The sequence below is a fragment of the Actinomycetospora sp. CA-101289 genome (assembly GCF_050955895.1).
Classification (GTDB): domain Bacteria; phylum Actinomycetota; class Actinomycetes; order Mycobacteriales; family Pseudonocardiaceae; genus Actinomycetospora.
In genome coordinates this window covers 5,901,664-5,921,147 of sequence record NZ_CP192093.1, presented here as the reverse complement: position 1 = coordinate 5,921,147, position 19,484 = coordinate 5,901,664, and the positions used below count along the sequence as shown (strand labels likewise).

General features: G+C 72.3%; 18 protein-coding genes. 7 read left to right on the top strand and 11 right to left on the bottom strand.

What is annotated here, in order from left to right; translation table 11 throughout:
* The first annotated feature begins 17 nt into the window (after positions 1–17).
* Positions 18–554, top strand: a complete 537-nt coding sequence (locus tag ACQPX6_RS29440) for a PadR family transcriptional regulator (RefSeq protein ID WP_433784337.1) — start codon at positions 18–20, stop codon at positions 552–554.
* A gap of 4 nt (positions 555–558) precedes the next feature.
* Here ACQPX6_RS29440 and ACQPX6_RS29435 read toward each other — a convergent pair whose 3' ends face one another.
* The 3 genes from ACQPX6_RS29435 to macS are packed head-to-tail and all read right to left on the bottom strand — an operon-like array spanning position 559 to position 3,015.
* A complete protein-coding gene (locus ACQPX6_RS29435) occupies positions 559–1,200 on the bottom strand; it encodes a VC0807 family protein (RefSeq protein WP_433784335.1) in 642 nt (213 codons plus the stop codon).
* 47 nt (positions 1,201–1,247) lie between these two features.
* Positions 1,248–1,874, bottom strand: coding sequence for a response regulator (locus tag ACQPX6_RS29430; protein WP_433788400.1), 627 nt, complete (start codon positions 1,872–1,874; stop codon positions 1,248–1,250).
* Between the two features lie 13 nt (positions 1,875–1,887).
* Positions 1,888–3,015: a MacS family sensor histidine kinase gene (macS, locus tag ACQPX6_RS29425; protein ID WP_433784334.1), complete on the bottom strand. Its 1,128-nt coding sequence runs from the start codon at positions 3,013–3,015 to the stop codon at positions 1,888–1,890.
* Between the two features lie 123 nt (positions 3,016–3,138).
* Here macS and ACQPX6_RS29420 point away from each other — a divergent pair, with 123 nt between their 5' ends.
* Entirely contained in the window at positions 3,139–3,669 is a 531-nt protein-coding gene (locus ACQPX6_RS29420; RefSeq protein ID WP_433784332.1) for a hypothetical protein, read from the top strand.
* A gap of 265 nt (positions 3,670–3,934) precedes the next feature.
* A complete protein-coding gene (locus ACQPX6_RS29415; RefSeq protein ID WP_433784331.1) occupies positions 3,935–5,080 on the top strand; it encodes a hypothetical protein in 1,146 nt (381 codons plus the stop codon).
* Positions 5,081–5,086: 6 nt separating this feature from the next.
* On the opposite strand, the gene ACQPX6_RS29410 is transcribed toward ACQPX6_RS29415, so the two are convergent.
* Both ACQPX6_RS29410 and ACQPX6_RS29405 read right to left on the bottom strand, forming a co-directional pair.
* Positions 5,087–5,596, bottom strand: a complete 510-nt coding sequence (locus ACQPX6_RS29410) for a hemerythrin domain-containing protein (protein WP_433784330.1) — start codon at positions 5,594–5,596, stop codon at positions 5,087–5,089.
* A gap of 88 nt (positions 5,597–5,684) precedes the next feature.
* Positions 5,685–6,149, bottom strand: coding sequence for a hypothetical protein (locus ACQPX6_RS29405; protein ID WP_433784329.1), 465 nt, complete (start codon positions 6,147–6,149; stop codon positions 5,685–5,687).
* A gap of 751 nt (positions 6,150–6,900) precedes the next feature.
* On the opposite strand from ACQPX6_RS29405, the gene ACQPX6_RS29400 reads away from it, so the two are divergent.
* Positions 6,901–7,218: an adhesin gene (locus ACQPX6_RS29400; RefSeq protein WP_116708087.1), complete on the top strand. Its 318-nt coding sequence runs from the start codon at positions 6,901–6,903 to the stop codon at positions 7,216–7,218.
* A gap of 18 nt (positions 7,219–7,236) precedes the next feature.
* Here the strand turns inward: ACQPX6_RS29400 and ACQPX6_RS29395 are convergent, their stop codons facing one another.
* Entirely contained in the window at positions 7,237–8,214 is a 978-nt protein-coding gene (locus tag ACQPX6_RS29395) for a DUF6925 family protein (protein WP_433784328.1), read from the bottom strand.
* 10 nt (positions 8,215–8,224) lie between these two features.
* A complete protein-coding gene (gene valS, locus ACQPX6_RS29390) occupies positions 8,225–10,789 on the bottom strand; it encodes a valine--tRNA ligase (RefSeq protein ID WP_433784327.1) in 2,565 nt (854 codons plus the stop codon).
* Positions 10,790–10,872: 83 nt separating this feature from the next.
* On the opposite strand from valS, the gene ACQPX6_RS29385 reads away from it, so the two are divergent.
* The 3 genes from ACQPX6_RS29385 to ACQPX6_RS29375 all read left to right on the top strand — a co-directional run bounded on the left by ACQPX6_RS29385 (position 10,873) and on the right by ACQPX6_RS29375 (position 13,743).
* A complete protein-coding gene (locus ACQPX6_RS29385) occupies positions 10,873–11,835 on the top strand; it encodes an NADP-dependent oxidoreductase (protein WP_433784325.1) in 963 nt (320 codons plus the stop codon).
* A gap of 365 nt (positions 11,836–12,200) precedes the next feature.
* Entirely contained in the window at positions 12,201–12,644 is a 444-nt protein-coding gene (locus tag ACQPX6_RS29380) for a hypothetical protein (protein ID WP_433784324.1), read from the top strand.
* Between the two features lie 88 nt (positions 12,645–12,732).
* Positions 12,733–13,743, top strand: coding sequence for a hypothetical protein (locus tag ACQPX6_RS29375; protein WP_433784323.1), 1,011 nt, complete (start codon positions 12,733–12,735; stop codon positions 13,741–13,743).
* Between the two features lie 3 nt (positions 13,744–13,746).
* Here the strand turns inward: ACQPX6_RS29375 and ACQPX6_RS29370 are convergent, their stop codons facing one another.
* The 4 genes from ACQPX6_RS29370 to nirB form a co-directional block, all read right to left on the bottom strand.
* Entirely contained in the window at positions 13,747–14,514 is a 768-nt protein-coding gene (locus ACQPX6_RS29370) for a maleylpyruvate isomerase family mycothiol-dependent enzyme (protein WP_433784322.1), read from the bottom strand.
* Positions 14,515–14,748: 234 nt separating this feature from the next.
* Positions 14,749–15,729, bottom strand: a complete 981-nt coding sequence (locus ACQPX6_RS29365; protein WP_433784320.1) for a hypothetical protein — start codon at positions 15,727–15,729, stop codon at positions 14,749–14,751.
* A gap of 858 nt (positions 15,730–16,587) precedes the next feature.
* Entirely contained in the window at positions 16,588–16,911 is a 324-nt protein-coding gene (locus tag ACQPX6_RS29360; protein ID WP_433784319.1) for a Rieske (2Fe-2S) protein, read from the bottom strand.
* Positions 16,908–19,484, bottom strand: coding sequence for a nitrite reductase large subunit NirB (gene nirB / locus ACQPX6_RS29355; RefSeq protein ID WP_433784318.1), 2,577 nt, complete (start codon positions 19,482–19,484; stop codon positions 16,908–16,910). Before nirB ends, ACQPX6_RS29360 begins: the two co-directional genes overlap by 4 nt.

The following is a 19,484-nucleotide window of genomic DNA, read 5'->3' as shown; positions in this document are numbered from 1 at the left end:
ACTGGTAGCGTCGCCGCATGTCGCTGCGCCACGCCCTGCTGGGGCTGCTCGCCCAGGGCCCGGCCAGCGGGTACGACCTCACGCGCGCCTTCGACGGCGGCATCGGGCAGTACGCCTGGCAGGCCGGCCACAGCCGCATCTACCCCGAGCTGGGCAAGATGACCGAGGCGGGCCTCGTGGTCGTCGACGAGACCGGGCCGCGCGGGCGCAAGAGCTACGCGCTCACCGACGAGGGCCGCACGGAGCTGCGCCGCTGGATGCTGCACTGGCCCGAGCGCACCACCGTGCGCGACGAGACGGTCCTGCGCATGTTCCTCGTCCAGTCGCTCGAGCCCGACGACGCCCGTCTCCTGCTCGAGGGCATCGCCGAGACCTGCGCCCGCGAGGGCGAGGCGCTGCGCGCGCTCATGGCGTCCGAGGACGCGCAGCACGGCACGGACGGCCCGCCCCCGTTCGGTCGGCTGGCCGGCGAGTACGGGGTGCGCCAGTACGAGGCCGTGCACGGCTGGGCGCTCTGGAGCCTCGAGCGGATGGGCGTGACGGTGCCGGGCTGACCGGTCACGCCGGCGCGTGGTGCTCCTGCGCCCACGCGCGGGCCTTCGCCCCGGTGCGCCCGCCGTACCAGCCGTTCCAGAGCGACAGCCCGACGATCACGGTCACCATCATCGCCGTCGACACCCCGACCATGACGTCGATCGGCAGCAGGTAGATCAGCGGGATCCGCGCGGCCGCCTCGAGCAGCAGCCCGACGCCCCACACCACGGCGCTGAGCCGGAACGTGTGCCGCACCGGCGGGATCGTCCGGTAGAGCTCCTCCATCTCGACGGCCTGGCCCGGCTGCCACGTCTGGAACGCCGAGAGCGTCAGCGGCTTGCCGAAGAACAGGCTCGCCAGGAACACCAGGCCCACCAGCGCGGTGCCGAACGAGTCCTTGACCAGCAGGAACCGTGGGTCGCCGCCGACGAAGGCCAGCGCGAGGCCGAGGCCGAACACCGCGAGCATCACCGCGGCGAACCAGGTCACCTCGCGCCGGCGCACCGCCACCCACACCAGCCGCAGGCCCGCCACGAGCGTCGCGACGAGCAGGGCGACCCAGTCGGACGCGCCGAGCAGGTGCAGGGCGTAGTAGCCCACGAGCGGGATGCCGACGTCCCACAGCAGCGCGGTCAGCATCGTGAACCGGCCGGGTGCGCTCTCCATGACGGTCAGCTTCCACCTGTCCGTCTGTACATGTCAATCGGGACATGTCAGTCATCCGCGTCGAGACTCTGCTCGATCGCGTACCGCGTGAGCTCGACGCGGTTGGTGAGCTGGAGCTTGCGCAGGGAGTTCTGGACGTGGTTCTCGACCGTCCGGTGCGACAGCGTCAGCCGCGCAGCGATGGCGCGTGCGGTCAGGCCCTTGGCCACGAGGCGCAGCACCTCGGTCTCCCGCGGGGTCAGCGCCGGCGCGTCGGGACCCGTGGTCTCGAGGCGCCGGTACTCGCCGAGCACCAGCCCCGCGAGCCCCGGCGAGAACACGGCGTGCCCCGCGGCGGTGCGCTCGACGGCGTCGACCAGCTCCTCGGGCCCGGCCGACTTGACCAGGTAGCCCGAGGCCCCCGCCCGCACGGCGCCCAGGACATCGCCGTGCTCGGTGCTCGCCGACAGCACGAGCACCCGTGCCGCGGGCAGGTCCGCGCGGATGCGCGCCGTGGCCTCGGCGCCCGAGAGCTCGGGCAGCTGCAGGTCCATGAGCACGACGTCCGGGCGCACCGCGGGGGCGATGCGCACCGCGGCCGCGCCGTCGGGGGCCGTGGCCACGACCTCGAGGCCCCGCTCGGCGAGGTCGCGCGCGACGCCCTCGCGCCAGATCGGGTGGTCGTCGACGACCATCACGCGGACCACGTCAGGCCCCTCCCTTGGGAATGGCGATCTCCCACTCCGTGCCCTCGCCGGGCGCGGTGTGCAGGGTGATGGTGCCGCCGAGCGCGGCGACGCGGCCCCGCATCGACGACGCGACCCCGAGGTGGCCCTGCGCGGCGGCCTCGTCCAGGCGCCCGGCGGGGATGCCGACGCCGTCGTCGCGCACGCTGACGGTGACCCCGGCGCCGTCGTCCTCGACGAGCACCCACAGCCCCGCGTCCGCGCCGGCGTGCGTCGCCGCGTTCGTCGCGGCCTCGCGCAGCACCGCCACCAGCTCGTCGGCGTCGGCCGCGGGCAGCAGCACGGGCTCGGCGGGCACGGCCAGCGAGGCCCGGGCGGGCAGGGCGCCGGCGAGACGCGAGGACAGGTCGACGGTGCCGTCCGCGCGCGGCTCCGGGGTCGACGTGATGAGCCGGCGCAGCGCCACCTCCTGCTCCCCGGCGAGGTGGGCGAGCTCCTCGCGGGGGAGCTCCCCGCCGCGCCGGCGCACCAGGGCCAGCACCTGCAGCACGCCGTCGTGGATGTCGCGAGCCAGTCGCTCGCGCTCGGCGGTGGCCGCCTCCCGGGCGACGGCGACGCGGAGACGTTCGGTGGACCGGCGCATGGTGTCCGCGGCCAGGCCGACCGCGAGGCCCGCGACGAGCAGCAGCTGGGCGTCGAAGAGCAGGTCGGTGTCCAGGGCCCGGCGCACCCCGAACAGCACGCCGATCGTCACGAGCGCCCCGCCGAGCCCGCCGCGCCAGCCCAGCGCGATGGCGAGTGCGAGCACCGGGCCCGCCGACCACACGGTGGTGATCACCGCGCCGCCGGCGGCGATGCGCTCGGGGGTGTCCACGAGCAGCGTCGACGCGGTGGCCAGCGCGGTGATCACGAGGTCGGCGACGGCGGTGGCGGGGTCACCGCTACGCAGGTAGCGCCAGGACGAGACCACCGTCCACACGGCCATGGCGACGACGATCGCGATCCCCAGTGCCGGGCGGGCCCACGCGTCGAACGACCGCACGAGGTTGACCACGGCCGCGACGAGCGCCACCACGCGGTAGACGACGAGCCCGCGCCACAGCGGGACGAGCTCGGGGTGGGCGCGGGCGCGCACGGCGTCCACGGTCACGGCCACCTCCCGGGGAACAGGAGCGCGAGCGTAACGGGGTCGGGCTTGCCGGAACGGCACCCACGGGAGGTCGTCCTGATCAAGGACAACCCGAGGACACGTCGTCTCGGCGTGGCACGGAACGTGAGCGCGGTGCTCGGACGGGCTGAGGAGGACGGCCGTTGGTACTACAGCGTCGACAAGGGCGGGGAGACCGTCGGTCTGGAGAGCGAGGACCTCCAGGGCACCGGTCGCGTCCTCGATCGGTCCGCCTGCTATCCCGAGGACGCCCCGTCCGTCCGGGTCAGCCCGCGGGGCCAACTCGTCGATCCGCCAGACGGCGTCGAGTCGCCGGTCTCGATCGATTTCCCGGCGGAGCACGCGGTTCGTGACGGCCGCCCCTGGTTCGTCGACGACGCCTCGATCGGCACCGTGACCGAGTTCTACGACGCCCTCGACGCCCTCGACGCCCAGGTCGCGCGGGTCGAGGTCGCCGACCTCGCTGAGTACGACGACCTGCTTCGCCGCATCGAGCACGACGTGCCCCTGCCGCCCGCACCGCCCGTGGACCCCGACCGCGCCGGCGGGATCGCCCGCCGACCCGTGCTCGTCGTCTCGACGGCCTCGACCGGCTCTGGACGCGCGACGCGCACCTGGCGGCGAACGTGCTCCTGACGCTGGAGCTGCTCCCGGACGACGTCGCGACCGCGGTCGGTCCGCAGGTCGCGGTGGTGTTCGCTGGACCCTGGGCGAACGACTGAGGTGGGGTCCCCCGACCCCGCTCCGCCACCCACGGCGAGGTTCGGATCGCCCAACGGCCTACCGCTCGCCTCACTGATGGCTGAAGATCCCGGGATCGGCTAACAGAGCGCTACTGTAGTCCGAACAGACCAGCGCAGGGACACCTGCTCGGAGTACAGCGGCACCCGGAGGGGGAGACGTGGACCGGTGGACGTTGGCGCTCGAGGCGGTCCCCGGATCCCTCGCGGCGGTGCGGGTCGACGACGAGGACCACCGGCCCATCGAGGCGGAGCTGGTCGACGGCGACGTCGAGGAGCTCAGCGCCTCCCTGGCCGCCCTCGCCTGCGCGGAGGGCGGGCACCCCGAGCACCTGGTGATCGTCGTCCCCGGCGACCTCGAGCACGAGCGCTTCGCCGCCCTCACCGAAGCCGTCAGCCTCGCCGGCCTCCCGGACCCGTCGTGGCTCCCCGACGCCGTGGCGTGGGCGGGGGCCCAGCTCGCGACCTGGGTCGCGGGGACGCGCGCGATCGTCGTCGACGCCCGCGGGGACGACCTCGCCGCCTGGTCGGTGTGCACGGCCGACGACGGCGTGCAGGTCGGGCGAGGAGGGCCGGTCGACATCGGCGGCCGGCTCGACACGCTGCTGGGCGGGGTGGTGCGCGCGAAGCTCGCCGTCGTCGACCCGGAGCTCGCCGACGCGCTGCGCCGGCGCGTCGACGCCGCCGCCCGCCGCGACGCCGCCCACCTCGACCGCGAGCTGCGCGAGGCCCGACGCCTCATGTGCACCTCGGACGGCGAGGAGCTCGTGGTGTCGGCCGGCGACGCCGAGGTCTACCTGACCCGCGCCGAGTTCACCCAGCTCGCCGACCACGCCGTGCGCGAGGGCATGTACGACGCCCTCGGCGACGAGGTCCCGGGTGTGCCGACGATCGTGGTCGCCGACCGCCCGACGGCCATCGTCGACCACCTCGCGGCGACGCCCGGCACCACCGTCGTCTGGGCCTCCGACGAGGAGAGCTCGCTCGACGGCACCGCGGCGCTGATCCTGCCGCGCCAGGGCGCCGTCCTCGACGACCCGACGCCCACCGACGGCATCCCGCTGACCGCGCTCTCCGCGCTGCCCGTGCCGGCGCCACGCGCGGGTTCCCTCGCCCGGTCGCCGCGCCCGATGGTCCCGCTCGAGCGCCGCCCGCGGTGGGCGGTGCCGGCGCTATCGACCCTGCTCGCCGTGGTGCTGGGCGGCGCGGCGGCTGTGCTCACGACGACGCCGGCCGCCGGTCCGAGCGGCGAGACGAGCACCGAGGCCGTCTCGCCGATCGTCCCCGTGGGCCTCGGCCAGCGCTGACCCGCGTCAGGAGGTGACGGCCTTGACGTACTGCTCGGGGTCCTTCTCCTCGAACGACAGGCCGCGGCCCTCGGCGTGCTTCACCTTGAACTGCTCGAACTTCGCGCCCAGCTCCTGACGGAACGCGAGCGAGGTGACCTTGCGGAACGGCGCGAGGTCGTCGCGCTCCTCCTCGGCCATGTGGTGGTTGTTCGCCTGGTCGGTCTCGTCGATGGCGTCCCACCACTCCTGGCTGCCGACCTCGGCCTGGCGCGCCTTCTCGGACCCCTCGCGGATCTCGTCGTGGTCGCCGACCGCGTCCTCGGTGGCCGACGCCTCCGCGTCGTCGGCGCGACGGGCCATCGACGGGTAGAAGTGCTGCTCCTCGGCCGAGGCGTGGATCTCCAGCTGGATCGCCAGCGCGTCCCACACCTTCCGGGCCTCCTCGGGCTGCTCACGCAGGTCGGCGAGGCGCAGGAACTGGCGGCGGAACCAGTCGTGGTCGTCGAGGATCATCTCGGTGATGTCGGCGGACATGCGGGACCTTCCGTTCGCGTGGTGGCGTCCCGCTCGTACCCCCACCCCCGAGGGGCCAACCGGTAGGCGACCCTCACCGGGGCGGGGCTCACCGCGCGTGGACGGCACCCGCCGGATCGACGAACCACACCTCGGCCTCCGCGCCCGCCAGCGACGCCGAGCGCTGCTCGGTGAGGCTGCGGTAGCGGCGGGTGTCGGGCAGGGCGATGACGATGCGCGCCCGCGGGTGCGCGCGCCGCCGCTCCGCCGCCGCCTGCTCCGCCGCGGAGAACCAGTCGCCCGCGATCGTCGTCGGGTGCGTGCGCGCGCCGTCGGCCGGCCAGCCGGTGACCTCGACGTGCAGGTCGTCGCCGTCCATCGACGCGACGAGGTCGCGCGCGGGTCCGTCGCCGTCGACGGCCGCCCACCGCAGGGTCGCGCCCCGGCGCACCAGCCAGCTCGCCACCAGCGCCTGGACGTTCACGACCCGCGACCACGCCTGCAGCGCGTCGTAGGGAGGCGGGCCGCACGTGGGCCCCTCCGTCCGTCGCGGCGCCACCTCGGGCTCGGGCATGGGAGATGCTTCGGTTTCCGAAGGATTTGGCTCGGCCTCGACCGCGAGGGGCTCGGTCGCCGTGTCGGCAGCTGGAGATGCTTCGGGTTCCGAAGCAGTTTGGGCGACCTCGGGCACCGGCTTCTGGGTTCGCGGCCGTCGGGTCCGCGCTGAGCCGCGGGTCGTGATCGACGCGTCCGACACGACTCCGACCGCAGCCGGAGATGCTTCGGTTTCCGAAGCATCTGGCGCGGCCTCGGGCACGGGCTCCTGAGTTCGTTGGCGCCGGGGCCGCGCAGGGCTGCGGGTCGTTGTCGGCGCGTCCGGCTCGGTCACGGTCTCGACGGCGAGCGGCTCGGTCGCGGCCTCGACAGCGGGCGCGTCCGGCACCGCCTCCACGGCCGGCGCACCGGCCTTTCCCCGACGGCGACGCCTGGCGGGGGCGGGCAGGCGGTTGAGGATCGGGCGGGTGCCGACGCGCTCGAGCTCGCCGTCGGCGACCATCCGGCGGCAGACGTGGTTGACGGTCTGCGGACGCACACCGGCCTCGGGTCCACCGAGTGCCCTAGCGAGGGCGGCGTCGGAGAGACCGTCAGGTGACGCGGTGAGCAATCGGACCACTGCAGCGCGCCGATCGGTGGGGTCCGGGCTCACCGGGAGGGCCATCGGGTCGTTCCCCTCCGTAATCGGGCGTGGAGCTGGGGATTTCGGTCGCGTGACGGCACGCGCATCCACGTGCGTGACCAATCCGTGACCCGTATGGTAACGAGGCATGCTGGCACTGACGGAGACGGCGGCCGAAGCCATCTCGACCATCCTCGAGTCCAACGAGATGCCCGAGGGGTCGGGTCTGCGCATCGCGGCCACCCCCAACATGGCGGAGGAGGGCCTCGAGCTCTCCGTCGCCCCGACGCCCGCCGCGGACGACACTGTCCTCGAGGGCGGCGGCGCCGTGATCTTCCTCGAGCCCCAGGCCGCGTCGGCCCTGGACGACAAGGTGCTCGACGTCGAGCGCGTCCCGGACGCCGAGCGCGGCGACGGCGACGAGTTCCGCTTCGCCATCACGCCGCAGTCCGAGCTCCAGGACTGACCAGCACGTCTGTCGTGCTCACTGTGCCGGGTCGTGGGTGAGGGGCTGCTCTTCCCCTGAGCCCACCGCCCGCGGCAACCGTCTCCGCCACCCCTCGAGGTGGGGATGGTCGGGCTCCAGCTCCTCGCACTGCCGCAACGCCAGCTCCACCGTCGCCCGGTACGGCCGTGCCAGCACCCAGGTCGGCGGGACGGCCGAGGTCGCCAGCGCCTCGGTCACCGCCGCCTTCTCCGCCACGGCCGCCGGATCACCGAAGCGCGCCAGCAGTTCCTGCGCCCGCCGGTGCCGGTCCGGGCGCGGGGCGGTGCGCCGCCCGTCGACCGTCCGCGTGGGGTGCGGGAGGTGCAGGGTCGCGGCCGGGACGTGGCCGGCCGGGATCGGGTCGGTGGCCGCGTGCGTCCGGCCACGGGCGAGCAGCCGCGGCAGCAGGTGGGTGTGCGGCCCGTCGGGGCTCGCGCCGGTGGGCGGCGGGATCGGCGTGAACACCTCGAGCCGCGCCACGGCCGTGCGGAACACCCGATGCGGACCCGCCTCGACCAGCGCAGACGCCGCGGCACCCGCCTCGGCGAGCGGCCGCCCCTCGGCCTCCCGCAGCAACGCCAGCAGCGACGCGTCGCGGGTGCGGACGCACGCCTCGAGGTGCGGCGCCCCGACCCCGAGGTCGACGAGCACGGCGTCGCGGTCGTCGTCCCGGAGCGCGGTCGTGTCGGGCCCGAGCTCGGTGATCACCGACCGCCCGCCCGAAGGCAGTAGGAGGCAGAGTGCGACGGCCTGGCTCCAGCTCTCGCCCGCGCGGCGCTCCCAGGCCACCGGCAGCACGTCGTCGGTCAGCCGGACCTCGACGCCGCCCCGCGGGGTGACCACCGACGCCCGGCCCGGCGTCCGCCGGACGTCGGCGGGCTCGTCGGGGTCGCGCAGGAACTCCGCCAGCGCGCCGAAGGTGCCGACGCTCCAGCCGGCGTCCGGGTCGGCGACCGCGTCGAGCAGGTCCTCCACGCCGGGCCGCTCAGGCGGTGGGCGCGCCGACGGTGGTGACGAGCTCGCCGTCGGGTGACGCGACGAGCTCGACGTCGCGTACCCGGCCGGCGGCCCGGACGTCGGACAGCGCCTCGCGCAGGGCCTCGAGCGCGGCCGGGGCGGCCTGCACCGACAGGGTCTCGACCTCGGTGCGGATCGAGAGCTTCTGCTCCGACTTCGCGCGTCGGATGCCGCCGATGACGTCGGAGGCGATCGTGAGGACCTGCGGGTCGACCTCCTCGCCGGTGGCGGCCTCGGCCGGCTCGGGCCACGGCGCGCGGTGCACCGAGCCCTCCTGCCACCACGACCAGACCTCCTCGGCGACGAACGGCAGCACCGGCGCGAACAGGCGCTGCAGCACGCGCAGGGCCACCGCGAGCGTGGCGCGGGCCGAGTCGCGCCCGGCCTCGTCGAACTCGCCGTAGGCGCGGGACTTGACCAGCTCGAGGTAGTCGTCGCAGAAGAACCAGAAGAACTGCTCGGTGACCTCGAGGGCCACGGCGTAGTCGTAGTTCTCCAGCGCCTCGGTGGCCTTGTGCACGACCTCGGCGAGACGGGCGAGCAGCGCGCGGTCCAGCGGCGTCGACACCGCGTCCACCGACGGGACGCCGGCGGGCACGCCGACCCCGAGGATGAACTTCGACGCGTTGAGCAGCTTCATCGCGAGGCGCCGGCCGACCTTCATCTGCCCGCGGTCGAACGCCGTGTCGACTCCCGGACGCCCGCTGGCCGCCCAGTAACGCACCGCGTCGGAGCCGAACTCGACGAGCAGGTCCATGGGCGTGACGACGTTGCCCTTGGACTTCGACATCTTCTTGCGGTCGGGGTCGAGGATCCACCCCGACAGCGCGGTGTGCGCCCACGGCAGGCTGTCGTGCTCGAGGTGGCTGCGCAGCACCGTCGAGAACAGCCAGGTGCGGATGATGTCGTGGCCCTGCGGGCGCAGGTCCATCGGGAAGACCCGCGAGAACAGGTCGTCGTCGACGCTCCACAGGCCCGCGATCTGCGGGGTCAGCGACGAGGTGGCCCAGGTGTCGAGGATGTCGCGGTCACCCGTGAAGCCGCCCGGGACGTCGCGCTGGTCGGCGGTGAAGCCGGGCGGGACGTCGGTCGAGGGGTCGACGGGCAGCGCGTCGTCGGCGGGCGTGAGGACCTCGTCGGGCCGGACCTCGCCCGCGTCGTCGAGGCGGTACCAGACCGGCACGGGCACGCCGAAGAAGCGCTGGCGGCTGACGAGCCAGTCGCCGTTGAGGCCGCGCACCCAGTCCTCGTAGCGGTGGCGCATGTAGGCCGGGTGCCACTGCAGCTCCTGGCCGCGGGCGATCATCTCGTCGCGGACCGACGCGTCGCGCCCGCCGTTGCGGATGTACCACTGGCGGCTGGAGACGATCTCGAGCGGCTTGTCGCCCTTCTCGAAGAACTTCACCGGGCGCGTGACCGGGCGGACGTCGCCCACCAGCTCGCCGGTCTCCTGCAGCATCGCGACGACCCGCTCCTTGGCGGTGTGCACCGTCGCGCCGGCCAGCTCCTCGTAGCGCTGCCGCCCCTGCTCCGAGGTGATCCACTCGGGGACCTCACGCAGCAGCCGGCCGTCGCGGTTGATCACCGTGCGGTTGGGCAGGTCGAGCTCGCGCCACCACTGGACGTCGGTGAGGTCGCCGAACGTGCAGCACATCGCGATGCCGGCGCCGCGGTCCATCTCGGCGGCCGGGTGCGCGAGGACGGGGACCTCGACGTCGAACAGCGGCGAGCGCACCGTCGTGCCGAACAGCGGCTGGTAGCGCTCGTCGTCGGGGTGCGCGATCAGCGCGACGCAGGCCGGGATCAGCTCGGGGCGCGTGGTCTCGATGAAGACGTCCTCGGCCCCGTGGTAGGCGATCCGGTGCCACGCGCCGGTGTGCTCGCGGTCCTCGAGCTCGGCCTGCGCGACCGCGGTGCGGAAGGTGACGTCCCACAGCGTCGGGGCCATGGAGACGTAGGCCTGGCCGCGCTCGACGTTGCGCAGGAAGGCGCGCTGGCTGATCGCGCGGGCCCGGGCGTCGATGGTCTGGTAGCCGTGCGACCAGTCGACCGACAGGCCGTTGCGCCGCCACAGCGCCTCGAACGCCTTCTCGTCCTCGGCGGTGAGCGTCTCGCAGAGCTCGACGAAGTTCTTGCGCGAGATGGCGATCTGCTGCTTGCCGGGCTTCTCCGGCGGGGTGAAGTCGGGGTCGTAGGGCAGGCTCGGCTCGCAGCGCACGCCGTAGTAGTTCTGCACGCGGCGCTCGGTGGGCAGGCCGTTGTCGTCCCAGCCCATCGGGTAGAAGACGTGCTTGCCGCGCATGCGCTGGAAACGGGCGACGATGTCGGTGTGCGTGTAGCTGAACACGTGCCCGACGTGCAGCGACCCGGACACCGTGGGCGGCGGGGTGTCGATGGAGAACACCTGCTCGCGGGTGGCCGACCGGTCGAACGCGTAGGTGCCCTCGTCCTGCCACACGCCCGCCCACCGGTCCTCGAGGCCCTCGAGGGTCGGCTTCTCGGGCACGCGCGTAGCGGGGTCGGACGGCAGCATGACGCCCAGTTTACCGACGGGGTGCGAGGCGCTTCCGGCCTGCTCAGGGTGTGCATCCGGCGGCCCCGGGGCACGCACCCGTCATGAGCAGTGCGACCCCGACGACCATGCGCAGGATCACCCAGGACGCGCCCGGCGGGCCCGAGGTCCTGCACCTCGACGAAGCCCCCGTCCCCGAGCCGATCCCCACCGAGATCCGGGTGCGGGTGACGGCCGCGGGCGTCAACCCGGTGGACACCAAGGTCCGCGCCGGCGGCGCCGGGCTCGGCGACGACATGCCGTCCCCGCCGTTCACGGTCGGCTGGGACGTCGCCGGGGTCGTCGACGCCGTCGGCATGGGCGTGAACCGCTTCGCCGTCGGCGACCGCGTCTTCGGCATGCCCTGGTTCCCGCGCCAGGCCGGGGCGTACGCCGACTACGTGACGGCGCCGTCGCGGCAGTTCGCCCACATCCCCGACGGCGTCTCCGACGTGGTCGCCGCGGCCACGCCGCTCGCCGGGCTCACGGCTTGGCAGATCCTCGTCGACACCGCCGACGTGCAGCGCGACCAGCGCGTGCTGCTCCACGCCGCCGGCGGAGGCGTCGGGCACCTCGCGGTGCAGATGGCGAAGGTCCGCGGCGCGCACGTCGTCGGCACCGCCTCGGCCGGCAAGCACGCCGACCTCGTGGCCCTCGGGCTCGACGAGGCGATCGACCACCACAGCGAGGAGATCGCCGAGGCCACCCGGGACATCGACGTCGCCGTCGACCTCACCGAGGTCAACGGTCCGGCGTCGCTGGCGGTCATGCGCCGCGGGGGCCTGCTCGTGTGCGTGCCGTCGGGGGTGCCCGAGGGGCTCACCGAGCAGGCGCACGCCGAGGGCAAGCGCGTGACGGACTTCCTCGTCGAGCCCGACGGCGTCGCGCTGACGGGCCTCGCGCGGCTGCTCGCCGAGGACGTGCTGACGGTCCGGATCGCCGGGACCTTCGCCCTCGAGGACGCCGCCGCCGCGCACCGCGAGCTCGAGAAGGGATCGACGTTCGGCAAGCTCGTGCTCACGCTCTGACGTCTCAGAGAATTGCCACGTGCATTTCTCGCAGAGGGCGTGGACAACTGCTGTCCACGCCCTCTAGTGTTCTGCGCACACGGAGAGGAGGTCCCGATGAACGACACGATGTATCACGGCGTCAGCTGCACCGGTCGAACCGGGATCCGCTCCGTGGTCTGCACGACCCGCTGACGTTCGCGGTTCTGCGCACCACGACGGCCGATCGCCGTCCGTGTCCTCGCTGCTCAGGCATGTGTCCCGGGCCGGGTGCACCATTCTTCCCCGTTCTTTCTCCGGCGCCCCGAGCGCCCATTCTGCGCACCCGGAAAGGGGGCGTCATGAGCTGGATCTTCCGTTCCTTCTCCCTTCCTCTGCTGCCCTCCGTGCGTCGTCGGGGAACCGAGGAGCGTCGCCTCGAGGCCATTGCGCGGGCGTTCGAGGCCGACCTGCGTCAGGAGTTCCGGGCCGCGTGCGAGCACCTCGGTGTGCGCACCAAGACCCACGTCCCGGCGGGCGTCACGATCCGCACCCCGCGCGTCGGCACGGTCCACCCGGGCCCGCCGACGAGGTTCTCGGTGGAGCTCATGCCCGGATTCGTCCCGGCGGACCTGCTCCCGCCCGCCCGCCGGGTGGCGCAGGCCGTCGGCGGTGGCGGGGTGCGCCTCGAACCGCTGGCCGGCCGGTGGCTGCAGGTGGTGGTGCTGGACGGCCCCGACCCGCCCGCGGACCACGGCGATCCCCTTCGTCGTGGTCCGCGGCGGGTGCTCCGCCGCGGCCCTGTGGCGGCGCCGTGTCCGACGCGGGGCGCCGTTCACTCGTTCCGGTGACGGCGCTAACGGATCGCACAGCCCGACGACATGTGCGGCAGGTCCGCCGAACGGCGGCCGACACACATCTCGTCGGGGGATCACTGTCATGACCGCTGTCCAGCCGCCGCGTCACCGCGCTCCCGCCGGAGCCCAGGGCTTCGGCCGTGAGCCGCACCCGTCGGGGCCGGTCACGGTCACCCCGCGCAAGGTCCGCGTCGCCGTCACCGCGACCCAGGCGCAGGCGCAGGCGCAGGCGCAGGCGCAGGCGCCGGCGCCGGCGCCGGCGCAGGCGCCGGCTCCGGCTCCGGCCGACGAGCCGCTGACCATGCCCATCCCGCGCGCCGCGCTCGACGCCGCCCGCCTCGGCCCGCCCGCCCCGCCGGTCCAGCCCCCGATGACCGGTGGCATGCCGCCCGCGCCGGCGGCCGGCGCGCCGGGCCCCCAGCGGCGTCGTCGCTGGCCCTGGATCGTGCTCGCGGTCTTCGTGGTCCTGGTGATCGCGGGCTCGTTTGGCTCGAAGACCCCGCCGACCACGCCCACGCCGGCGCCCGCCGCCGCCCCGAGCGCCGCCGCGGCGCCCGCGACGCCGGCCACGGTCACGCTGCCGTCCGACGTCGTGGGGCGGAACGCCCAGATCGTCGACGGCCAGCTGCGCGGCCTCGGCCTCACGAACATCACCTACGCCTCGCAGGACGCCGAGGACACCGTCGTCGTCCTCCTGCAGAACTGGACCGTGACCGGCATCGAGCCCGGCGCCGGGACGTCGGTCGCGTCCGGCGACGCCGTGGTCGTCTCGGTGACCAAGGGCGGCTCGTCCGGCGCCGCGGCGCCGGCCTCCCCGGCTGCGTCGGCCCCCGCCACCTCGGGTCCCGCGACGAGCTTCGGCGACGGCACCCACGTCGTCGGTCAGGACATTGAGGCCGGCACCTACCGGACCACCGGCCCGGCGTCCGGCAGCCTCGGGATGTGCTACTGGTCGCGCCTGAGCAACACCAGCGGCGAGTTCGACGCGATCATCGCCAACGGTGTCCCCACCGGCCCGGCCACCGTGACCATCCGCTCCGGCGACGCCGCCTTCGAGACCACGGGCTGCTCGACCTGGACCAAGACCAACTGATCGCTACACGGCGCCGTGCTGGCGCCAGCGATCGAGCAGTTCCGCCGCCCCGAGGACGTCGACCCCGACGTCCTCGGGGCGTTCGCGGCTGGTGAGCACGGTGAGCAGGGCCCGGGCGGGTCCGCGCACCGCGGTGTCGCTCTTGCGGTGCGCGTGCTCCACGCGCGGCCCCTCCGCGTCCAGGGTCACGACCCACTCGCCGGCCCCGTCGAGACCCTCGTCGGTGGCGTGCAGGTGCAGGGTCGCGCCGTCCGCGCGCAGCTCGGGTCGGCGCCCGGCGCCCATGACGACCATGGCCAGGTGCTCGTCGACGGCGTCGGCGGCGATCTCCGGCGCCACGTCGGCGAGCACCGGGACGCCCGCCGCGAGCTCGGCGTCGGCGCGGTGCACCAGGGTCTCGTGGCACTGCCGCCGGGCCCAGAACGACACCGGGACCATCGTGCCGAAGCCGCCGACCAGCGTGTCCTCGTCGGCGTCGCGGATCGTCTGGGCCACGATCGCCGCGCCCTCGAGGAGCCACGCCGAGACCTCGTCGACGGACTCCGGCATCGGCGCGTCGCCCACGCCCCGCCGCACGAGCTTCTCGCCCGGCCGCGACACGGTGCCCGCGCACCAGCGGTGCACGCCGCCGAGGTGCTCGGCGAGGTCGCGCACCGTCCAGTCCGGGCACGACGGCACTCGGGTGTCCGGGCCCGCGGTGTGCACCGCGTCGGCGAACGCGGTCGTGTGCAGGACGACCTCGTCGAGGAAGCGCTCGGTGCTCAGTGGCATGGAGGCCATCTTCGTCGATGAGGGCTCGACAGTAGGGGCACCCTCCCGCAGGGGAGCTGGCTGTCTCTGCCGCGTACGCCTCGGGCTCCGATTCAAGGCTGCATAGGGCGGAGGATTGAGGCAAAGAATCAGTCACTTGGTGCAGCGGAACAACGGTCAATGTGGTGTGAGGCAGCGACTAAGTGTGCTTGGTGAGATGTAGTAAGGGATGGGCGTCGAGCGGAATCGGGCCATCTATCGAAGGGTCAAGTGGTTTTCCATCGCCCGGAGGGGCACCGAGTTCTCGTCAACGGCTCGGATTCGCCAGCCGCAGATCTCAACATCGATCTCTGAGGGAGACGTCCTTGAGAAATTCACAGTGACGAAGTGGTCCTCGCAAATCTCGTCTCTCTTATCGATAGGCATGCAGTCGAGGTAGGTGACTCGGCCTCTGTGCGTATCAGTGTCCCCGACATGTCCGACCGGTAGAGTCGTTAAGTCGTCTGCAGGGTTATCGATGTCGAAGTATGCTCCTGCCGGGTCGAGAACAGCCAGAGGCGAGGAGATGACTTCTGTGATCGACACCCCCCGGTCGTCGCGACCCGGTCCTTCTATCCTGGCAATTCGTCCGAAGTGGACGTCTCCGCACAGAATGATCACGTCCCGGGGAGAATGCAATAATGCGGAGCAGAGCTCGAGGTATTGCTGCTCGTACGCGGGCAAGTTCCAGTCGTTTCCCCCGCCGGGCGCGGTCAGGAGCGGCTGGCCGAGTACCAAGACACCAGGACAGGGCAAGTTGCCGACCCAATCGAGCAGTCGGTCGAAATCTGTCGCGTCCATGAAGCGAGCGTCTTCACGTTCTTCAAAGGTTCGATTGACTCTGGTGTCTGTGACGAAGAACGATATGTCGGGCTCTTCGGAGGGGCCGATAACAAAAGCTCGGACGGGCTCCGCAAGTTGCATCAGTTCGGCGTGCGCGACTGCCAGTTCCAGCATGACCTCTCGGGTGGCCTCGTCCCTGAGAGCGCGCCACGCCCTTGAGGGGACGTGGGGGAAATTGTTCCAGTACTCGTGGTCCTCAGTGACGTTCATACTCGCGCCGTGAGTCATGAAGTAGCCCAGAGTGTCCCAGCCGCGCTGATAAACCGAGGCGACCCAGCGCTCCAACGACGATGTCGAGATTGAGTGCCCTCTGAAGTGCGTAAAGGGCGCATCTAGGTATATCTGATCACCCATGAGGAGCTTCAGGTCAGGTCGTAGATTCGGCGATTGGTACATCGCGTGGTAACCGGACGAGACGCCCCCGCGGAAGGTGGAACGCGCCGCTTTCGACGACAGAAGCGACGTTGCCCGATAGCGAAGTCGCCGAAGTTTCCGCAGGGCGGGCGCGAAGAAGTGCGTCAGGCGATTCTCGGGATCGGGTCGCAAAAGGCGTGCTGTTACGGCCCCGATCGGATCGTTGTCTTGGTAGTAGCATGATGATGCGAGTACCCGGAAAGGGAGTCCAGTCGGAAGCGTCCTGAACTCCGACGCGACCTTCTTGGGCAAGATGGCGCCGCTGACCGAGACTTCGTAGCACACGCCTGCCGAGAGATCTGCGACGCTGAGATGCCATACATCTAACGAGCCGCCGTTGGGGCTGGGCAGTGTTCCGGTGGGGATCCCATCGACCTGCCATGCGAAGACAGCCGTCGTGGAGTCGGTTTGAGTGACTTCGATTCGAGTCCCACGCTCAGAGCTCGTGGCGACGACACAGAGGTCGATCGACTCAGTCGTAGGATTGTGGGCGGTAATCCTCATCGAATACCCCACTCGACATCTACTTCTGCGGTCGACGGAAATTGGAACATGCCGCCGCGGCCCTCGGCGTCGGTCGCGTGTGAAGCTAACCGGATTGGCCCTACGTAGTGACCCTTCTGGGCTAGTCTCGTGGCAGTAAGCAGTCAAGTCGGCCCGCTTGCGGTCGACGCTGATCCGCAGGCACGTTGAGATTTAGAGCTAGCCGCAGGATCGGGGTCCTGTGGACCAGTGGCATGCGCAGTAGCGCCGATCCGGTCGAGCGTTGCATCTTGTGCTAGCTCGGGGTCGCTGAGTTCAGCCCAAGCGCACGACGAGCTCGCCATTCTCTTCTGTCGCGCGGTAGGCGACGACGTCGTCGGCGCCCGTGGCGCAGGAACCGTCGGTCAGCGAGAACTGGTGGTTGTGCAGCGGGCACATCACCACCTCGCCGTCGGTGAGGCCGTCGGCGAGCGGGCCGCCGCGGTGCGGGCAGATCGCCCGCAGCGCGTGGAGCCTGCCCGAGCGCGGCCGGAACACGGCCACCGGTTCGTCGCCGACGAGGAACGCGCGGCCCTCGCCGAGCGGGATCTGGTCGACCGGGCCCAGGCGGGCCTCGACGGCCTGCTCGGTGCTGCTCACGACGCTCCCTCCCGCACGGGCACCTGGGGCAGCGGCACCAGCGGCAGCGCGTCGTGGAACTGCCCCGGCGTCGCCTCGGTCTGGTCGGCCGCCCACGGGTCGACGTAGCGGTCGACCGACTCCTGCATCCGCGCGTCGAGCTCGGCGGCGATGCCCTCGGTGTCGTCGACGACCACGCCGATCACGTGGTCGAGGCCCATCCGCGGCACGAAGTCGTACGTGCGCTCCAGCCAGTTGGCGTTCTCGCGGTAGTACTGCAGGAACCGCCCGGTGATCCGCAACGCCTCCTCGTGACTGTCGACCGTCGCCAGGATGTCGCCCTTGCGGATCGTCGCCCCCGCCGCGCCGCCGACGTAGATCTGCCACCGGCAGTGCTCATCGCCGTCCTGGCCGCCCACGGCCACCAGCCCCACGTCCTTGACCATCGACTCGGCGCAGTTGCGCGGGCAGCCGGAGACGGCGAGCTTCATCTTCGCCGGCCCCTCGATGCCCTTGTACCGCTCCTCCAGGTCGATGCCGAGCTTCGTGGAGTCGCCGAGACCGAAGCGGCAGAAGTCGGTGCCGACGCAGGTCTTCACGGTGCGGAAGCTCTTGCCGTAGGCCCAGCCCGACGGCATGTCGAGGTCCGCCCACACCTCCTGCAGCTTCTCCTTCGGCACGCCGAGCAGGTCGATCCGCTGGCCGCCGGTCAGCTTGACCATCGGGATCGCGTGCTTCTCGGCCACGTCGGCGATCCGGCGCAGCTGCTCGGGCGAGGTCACCCCGCCCGACATCCGCGGCACCACCGAGAACGTCCCGTCGCGCTGGATGTTGGCGTGCACCCGGTCGTTGATGAAGCGCCCGTCGCGCTCGTCGACGTGGTCGTCGGGCCACATCATCCGCAGCAGCGCCGTGAGGCCCATCTTCGAGCCGACGTGCTCCTTGCCCCCGGGGGCGAGCTCGGCGAACACCGACGACACGCTCGTCAGGCCCCGCGCCCGGATCTCCGCCATGAGCGTCGGCTTGTCCAGCGGGATGCCCGGCACGTACCAGGAGTCGGCCGGGTCCTCGGCGCCCTCCCCGCCCAGCGCCGCCTCCACGACCTCCTTGACCAGCCCCTTGCACGACCCGCAGCCCTTGCCCGCGCGCGTCGCCGCCATGCAGGCCGAGACGGTCTGCGCGCCGTCGTGCACGCACGCCACCAGGTCACCCTTGGACACGCCGTTGCAGTTGCAGATCTGGGTGTCGTCGGGGAGGTCGGCGGCCGAGGTCGCGTCGGCCGCGCTGCCCAGGTCGAACAGGAGCTTCACCCGCTCCTCGGGCAGCGCCGAGCGGCTGTCGAAGGCCTGGGTCAGCGCCGCGACCTTCGAGACGTCGCCGACCAGCGTCGCCCCGATCAGCGTGCCGTCGCGGATGACGACGGTCTGGTAGACGCCGCGCCCGGTCTCGGAGAACTGGACGAACTCGTCGGACGCGCGCTCCGGGCCCTTCACGCCCATCTGCGCGACGTCCACGCCGGCGACCTTGAGCTTCGTGGCGAGCCGCGAGCCGTGGTACTCCGCGTCCGGGTTCGCCCCCGTGATGACGTCGGCCAGCACGCCCGCCTGCTCCCAGAGCGGGCCGACGACGCCGTAGACCTCGCCGCGGTGCTGGGCGCACTCGCCGACCACGAAGATGTCGTCGTCGTCGACCGAGCGCATCGTGTCGTCGACGACGATCGCGCGCTGGGTCTCGAGCCCCGACACCACCGCCAGCCCGACGTTGGGGCGGATGCCGGCGGTGACGACCACCGTGTCGCACGCCAGGGTCGACCCGTCGGTGAACGCGACCCCGGAAACGGCGCCGTCGGTCACCAGGATCTCCGAGGTCTTCACCCCGAGGTGCAGGTGCATGCCCATGTCCTCGAGCTTGCTGCGCAGCACCTTCGACGCCTCGGCCTCGAGCTGCTGGTTCATCAGCACCTGGGTGGGGTGCACGACGTGCACCGCGAGGCCGTGCGCCTGCAGCCCGGCGGCCGCCTCGAGCCCCAGCAGCCCACCGCCGATGACCACCGCGGACGACCGGCCCTTCACGTGGCGCAGCATCCCTTGGGCGTCGTCGAGGCTGCGGAAGCCGAAGACGCCCGGCGTCAGCTCGGTGTTGCTCTTCCACATGCCGTCCATGGGCGGGAAGAACGAGCGGCTGCCGGTGGCCAGGACGAGCTTGTCGTACGGGGTCACCGAGCCGTCGTCGCCGAGGACGACCTTGGCGTGCCGGTCGATGCGCACGACCCGGACGCCGGCGTGCAGCGTGATCCCGTGCGCGGAGTACCAGTCCAGCGGGTTGAGGTAGAGGTCGTCGTCGTCCTGCCCGTCGGCGTCCGCGTTGTCGACGGCCTCGCCGGCGGCGTTCGCGAGCACCTCGGAGAGCAGGATGCGGTTGTAGTTGCCGTAGGGCTCGTCGCCGAAGACGGTCACGGCGAACATGTCGCCCCCGCCCCGGGCGAGGATCTCCTCGAGCGCGCGGGCGCCGGACATCCCGTTGCCGACGACGACCAGGCGGCTCTTCGCGGGCGTGGTGTCCGTCGTCCCCGGGCGTTCCGCGATCTGGGTCAT

Excerpts from the sequence above, each read along its gene's own strand:
- ACQPX6_RS29440 (WP_433784337.1), top strand. The coding sequence starts at position 18 with ATGTCGCTGCGCCACGCCCTGCTGGGGCTGCTCGCCCAGGGCCCGGCC.
- ACQPX6_RS29435 (WP_433784335.1), bottom strand. The coding sequence starts at position 1,200 with ATGGAGAGCGCACCCGGCCGGTTCACGATGCTGACCGCGCTGCTGTGG.
- ACQPX6_RS29430 (WP_433788400.1), bottom strand. The coding sequence starts at position 1,874 with ATGGTCGTCGACGACCACCCGATCTGGCGCGAGGGCGTCGCGCGCGAC.
- ACQPX6_RS29410 (WP_433784330.1), bottom strand. The coding sequence starts at position 5,596 with ATGTCCGCCGACATCACCGAGATGATCCTCGACGACCACGACTGGTTC.
- ACQPX6_RS29405 (WP_433784329.1), bottom strand. The coding sequence starts at position 6,149 with ATGCCCGAGCCCGAGGTGGCGCCGCGACGGACGGAGGGGCCCACGTGC.
- ACQPX6_RS29400 (WP_116708087.1), top strand. The coding sequence starts at position 6,901 with ATGCTGGCACTGACGGAGACGGCGGCCGAAGCCATCTCGACCATCCTC.
- valS (WP_433784327.1), bottom strand. The coding sequence starts at position 10,789 with ATGCTGCCGTCCGACCCCGCTACGCGCGTGCCCGAGAAGCCGACCCTC.
- ACQPX6_RS29385 (WP_433784325.1), top strand. The coding sequence starts at position 10,873 with ATGAGCAGTGCGACCCCGACGACCATGCGCAGGATCACCCAGGACGCG.
- ACQPX6_RS29375 (WP_433784323.1), top strand. The coding sequence starts at position 12,733 with ATGACCGCTGTCCAGCCGCCGCGTCACCGCGCTCCCGCCGGAGCCCAG.
- ACQPX6_RS29370 (WP_433784322.1), bottom strand. The coding sequence starts at position 14,514 with ATGCCACTGAGCACCGAGCGCTTCCTCGACGAGGTCGTCCTGCACACG.
- ACQPX6_RS29365 (WP_433784320.1), bottom strand. The coding sequence starts at position 15,729 with ATGGGTGATCAGATATACCTAGATGCGCCCTTTACGCACTTCAGAGGG.
- nirB (WP_433784318.1), bottom strand. The coding sequence starts at position 19,484 with ATGACCCAGATCGCGGAACGCCCGGGGACGACGGACACCACGCCCGCG.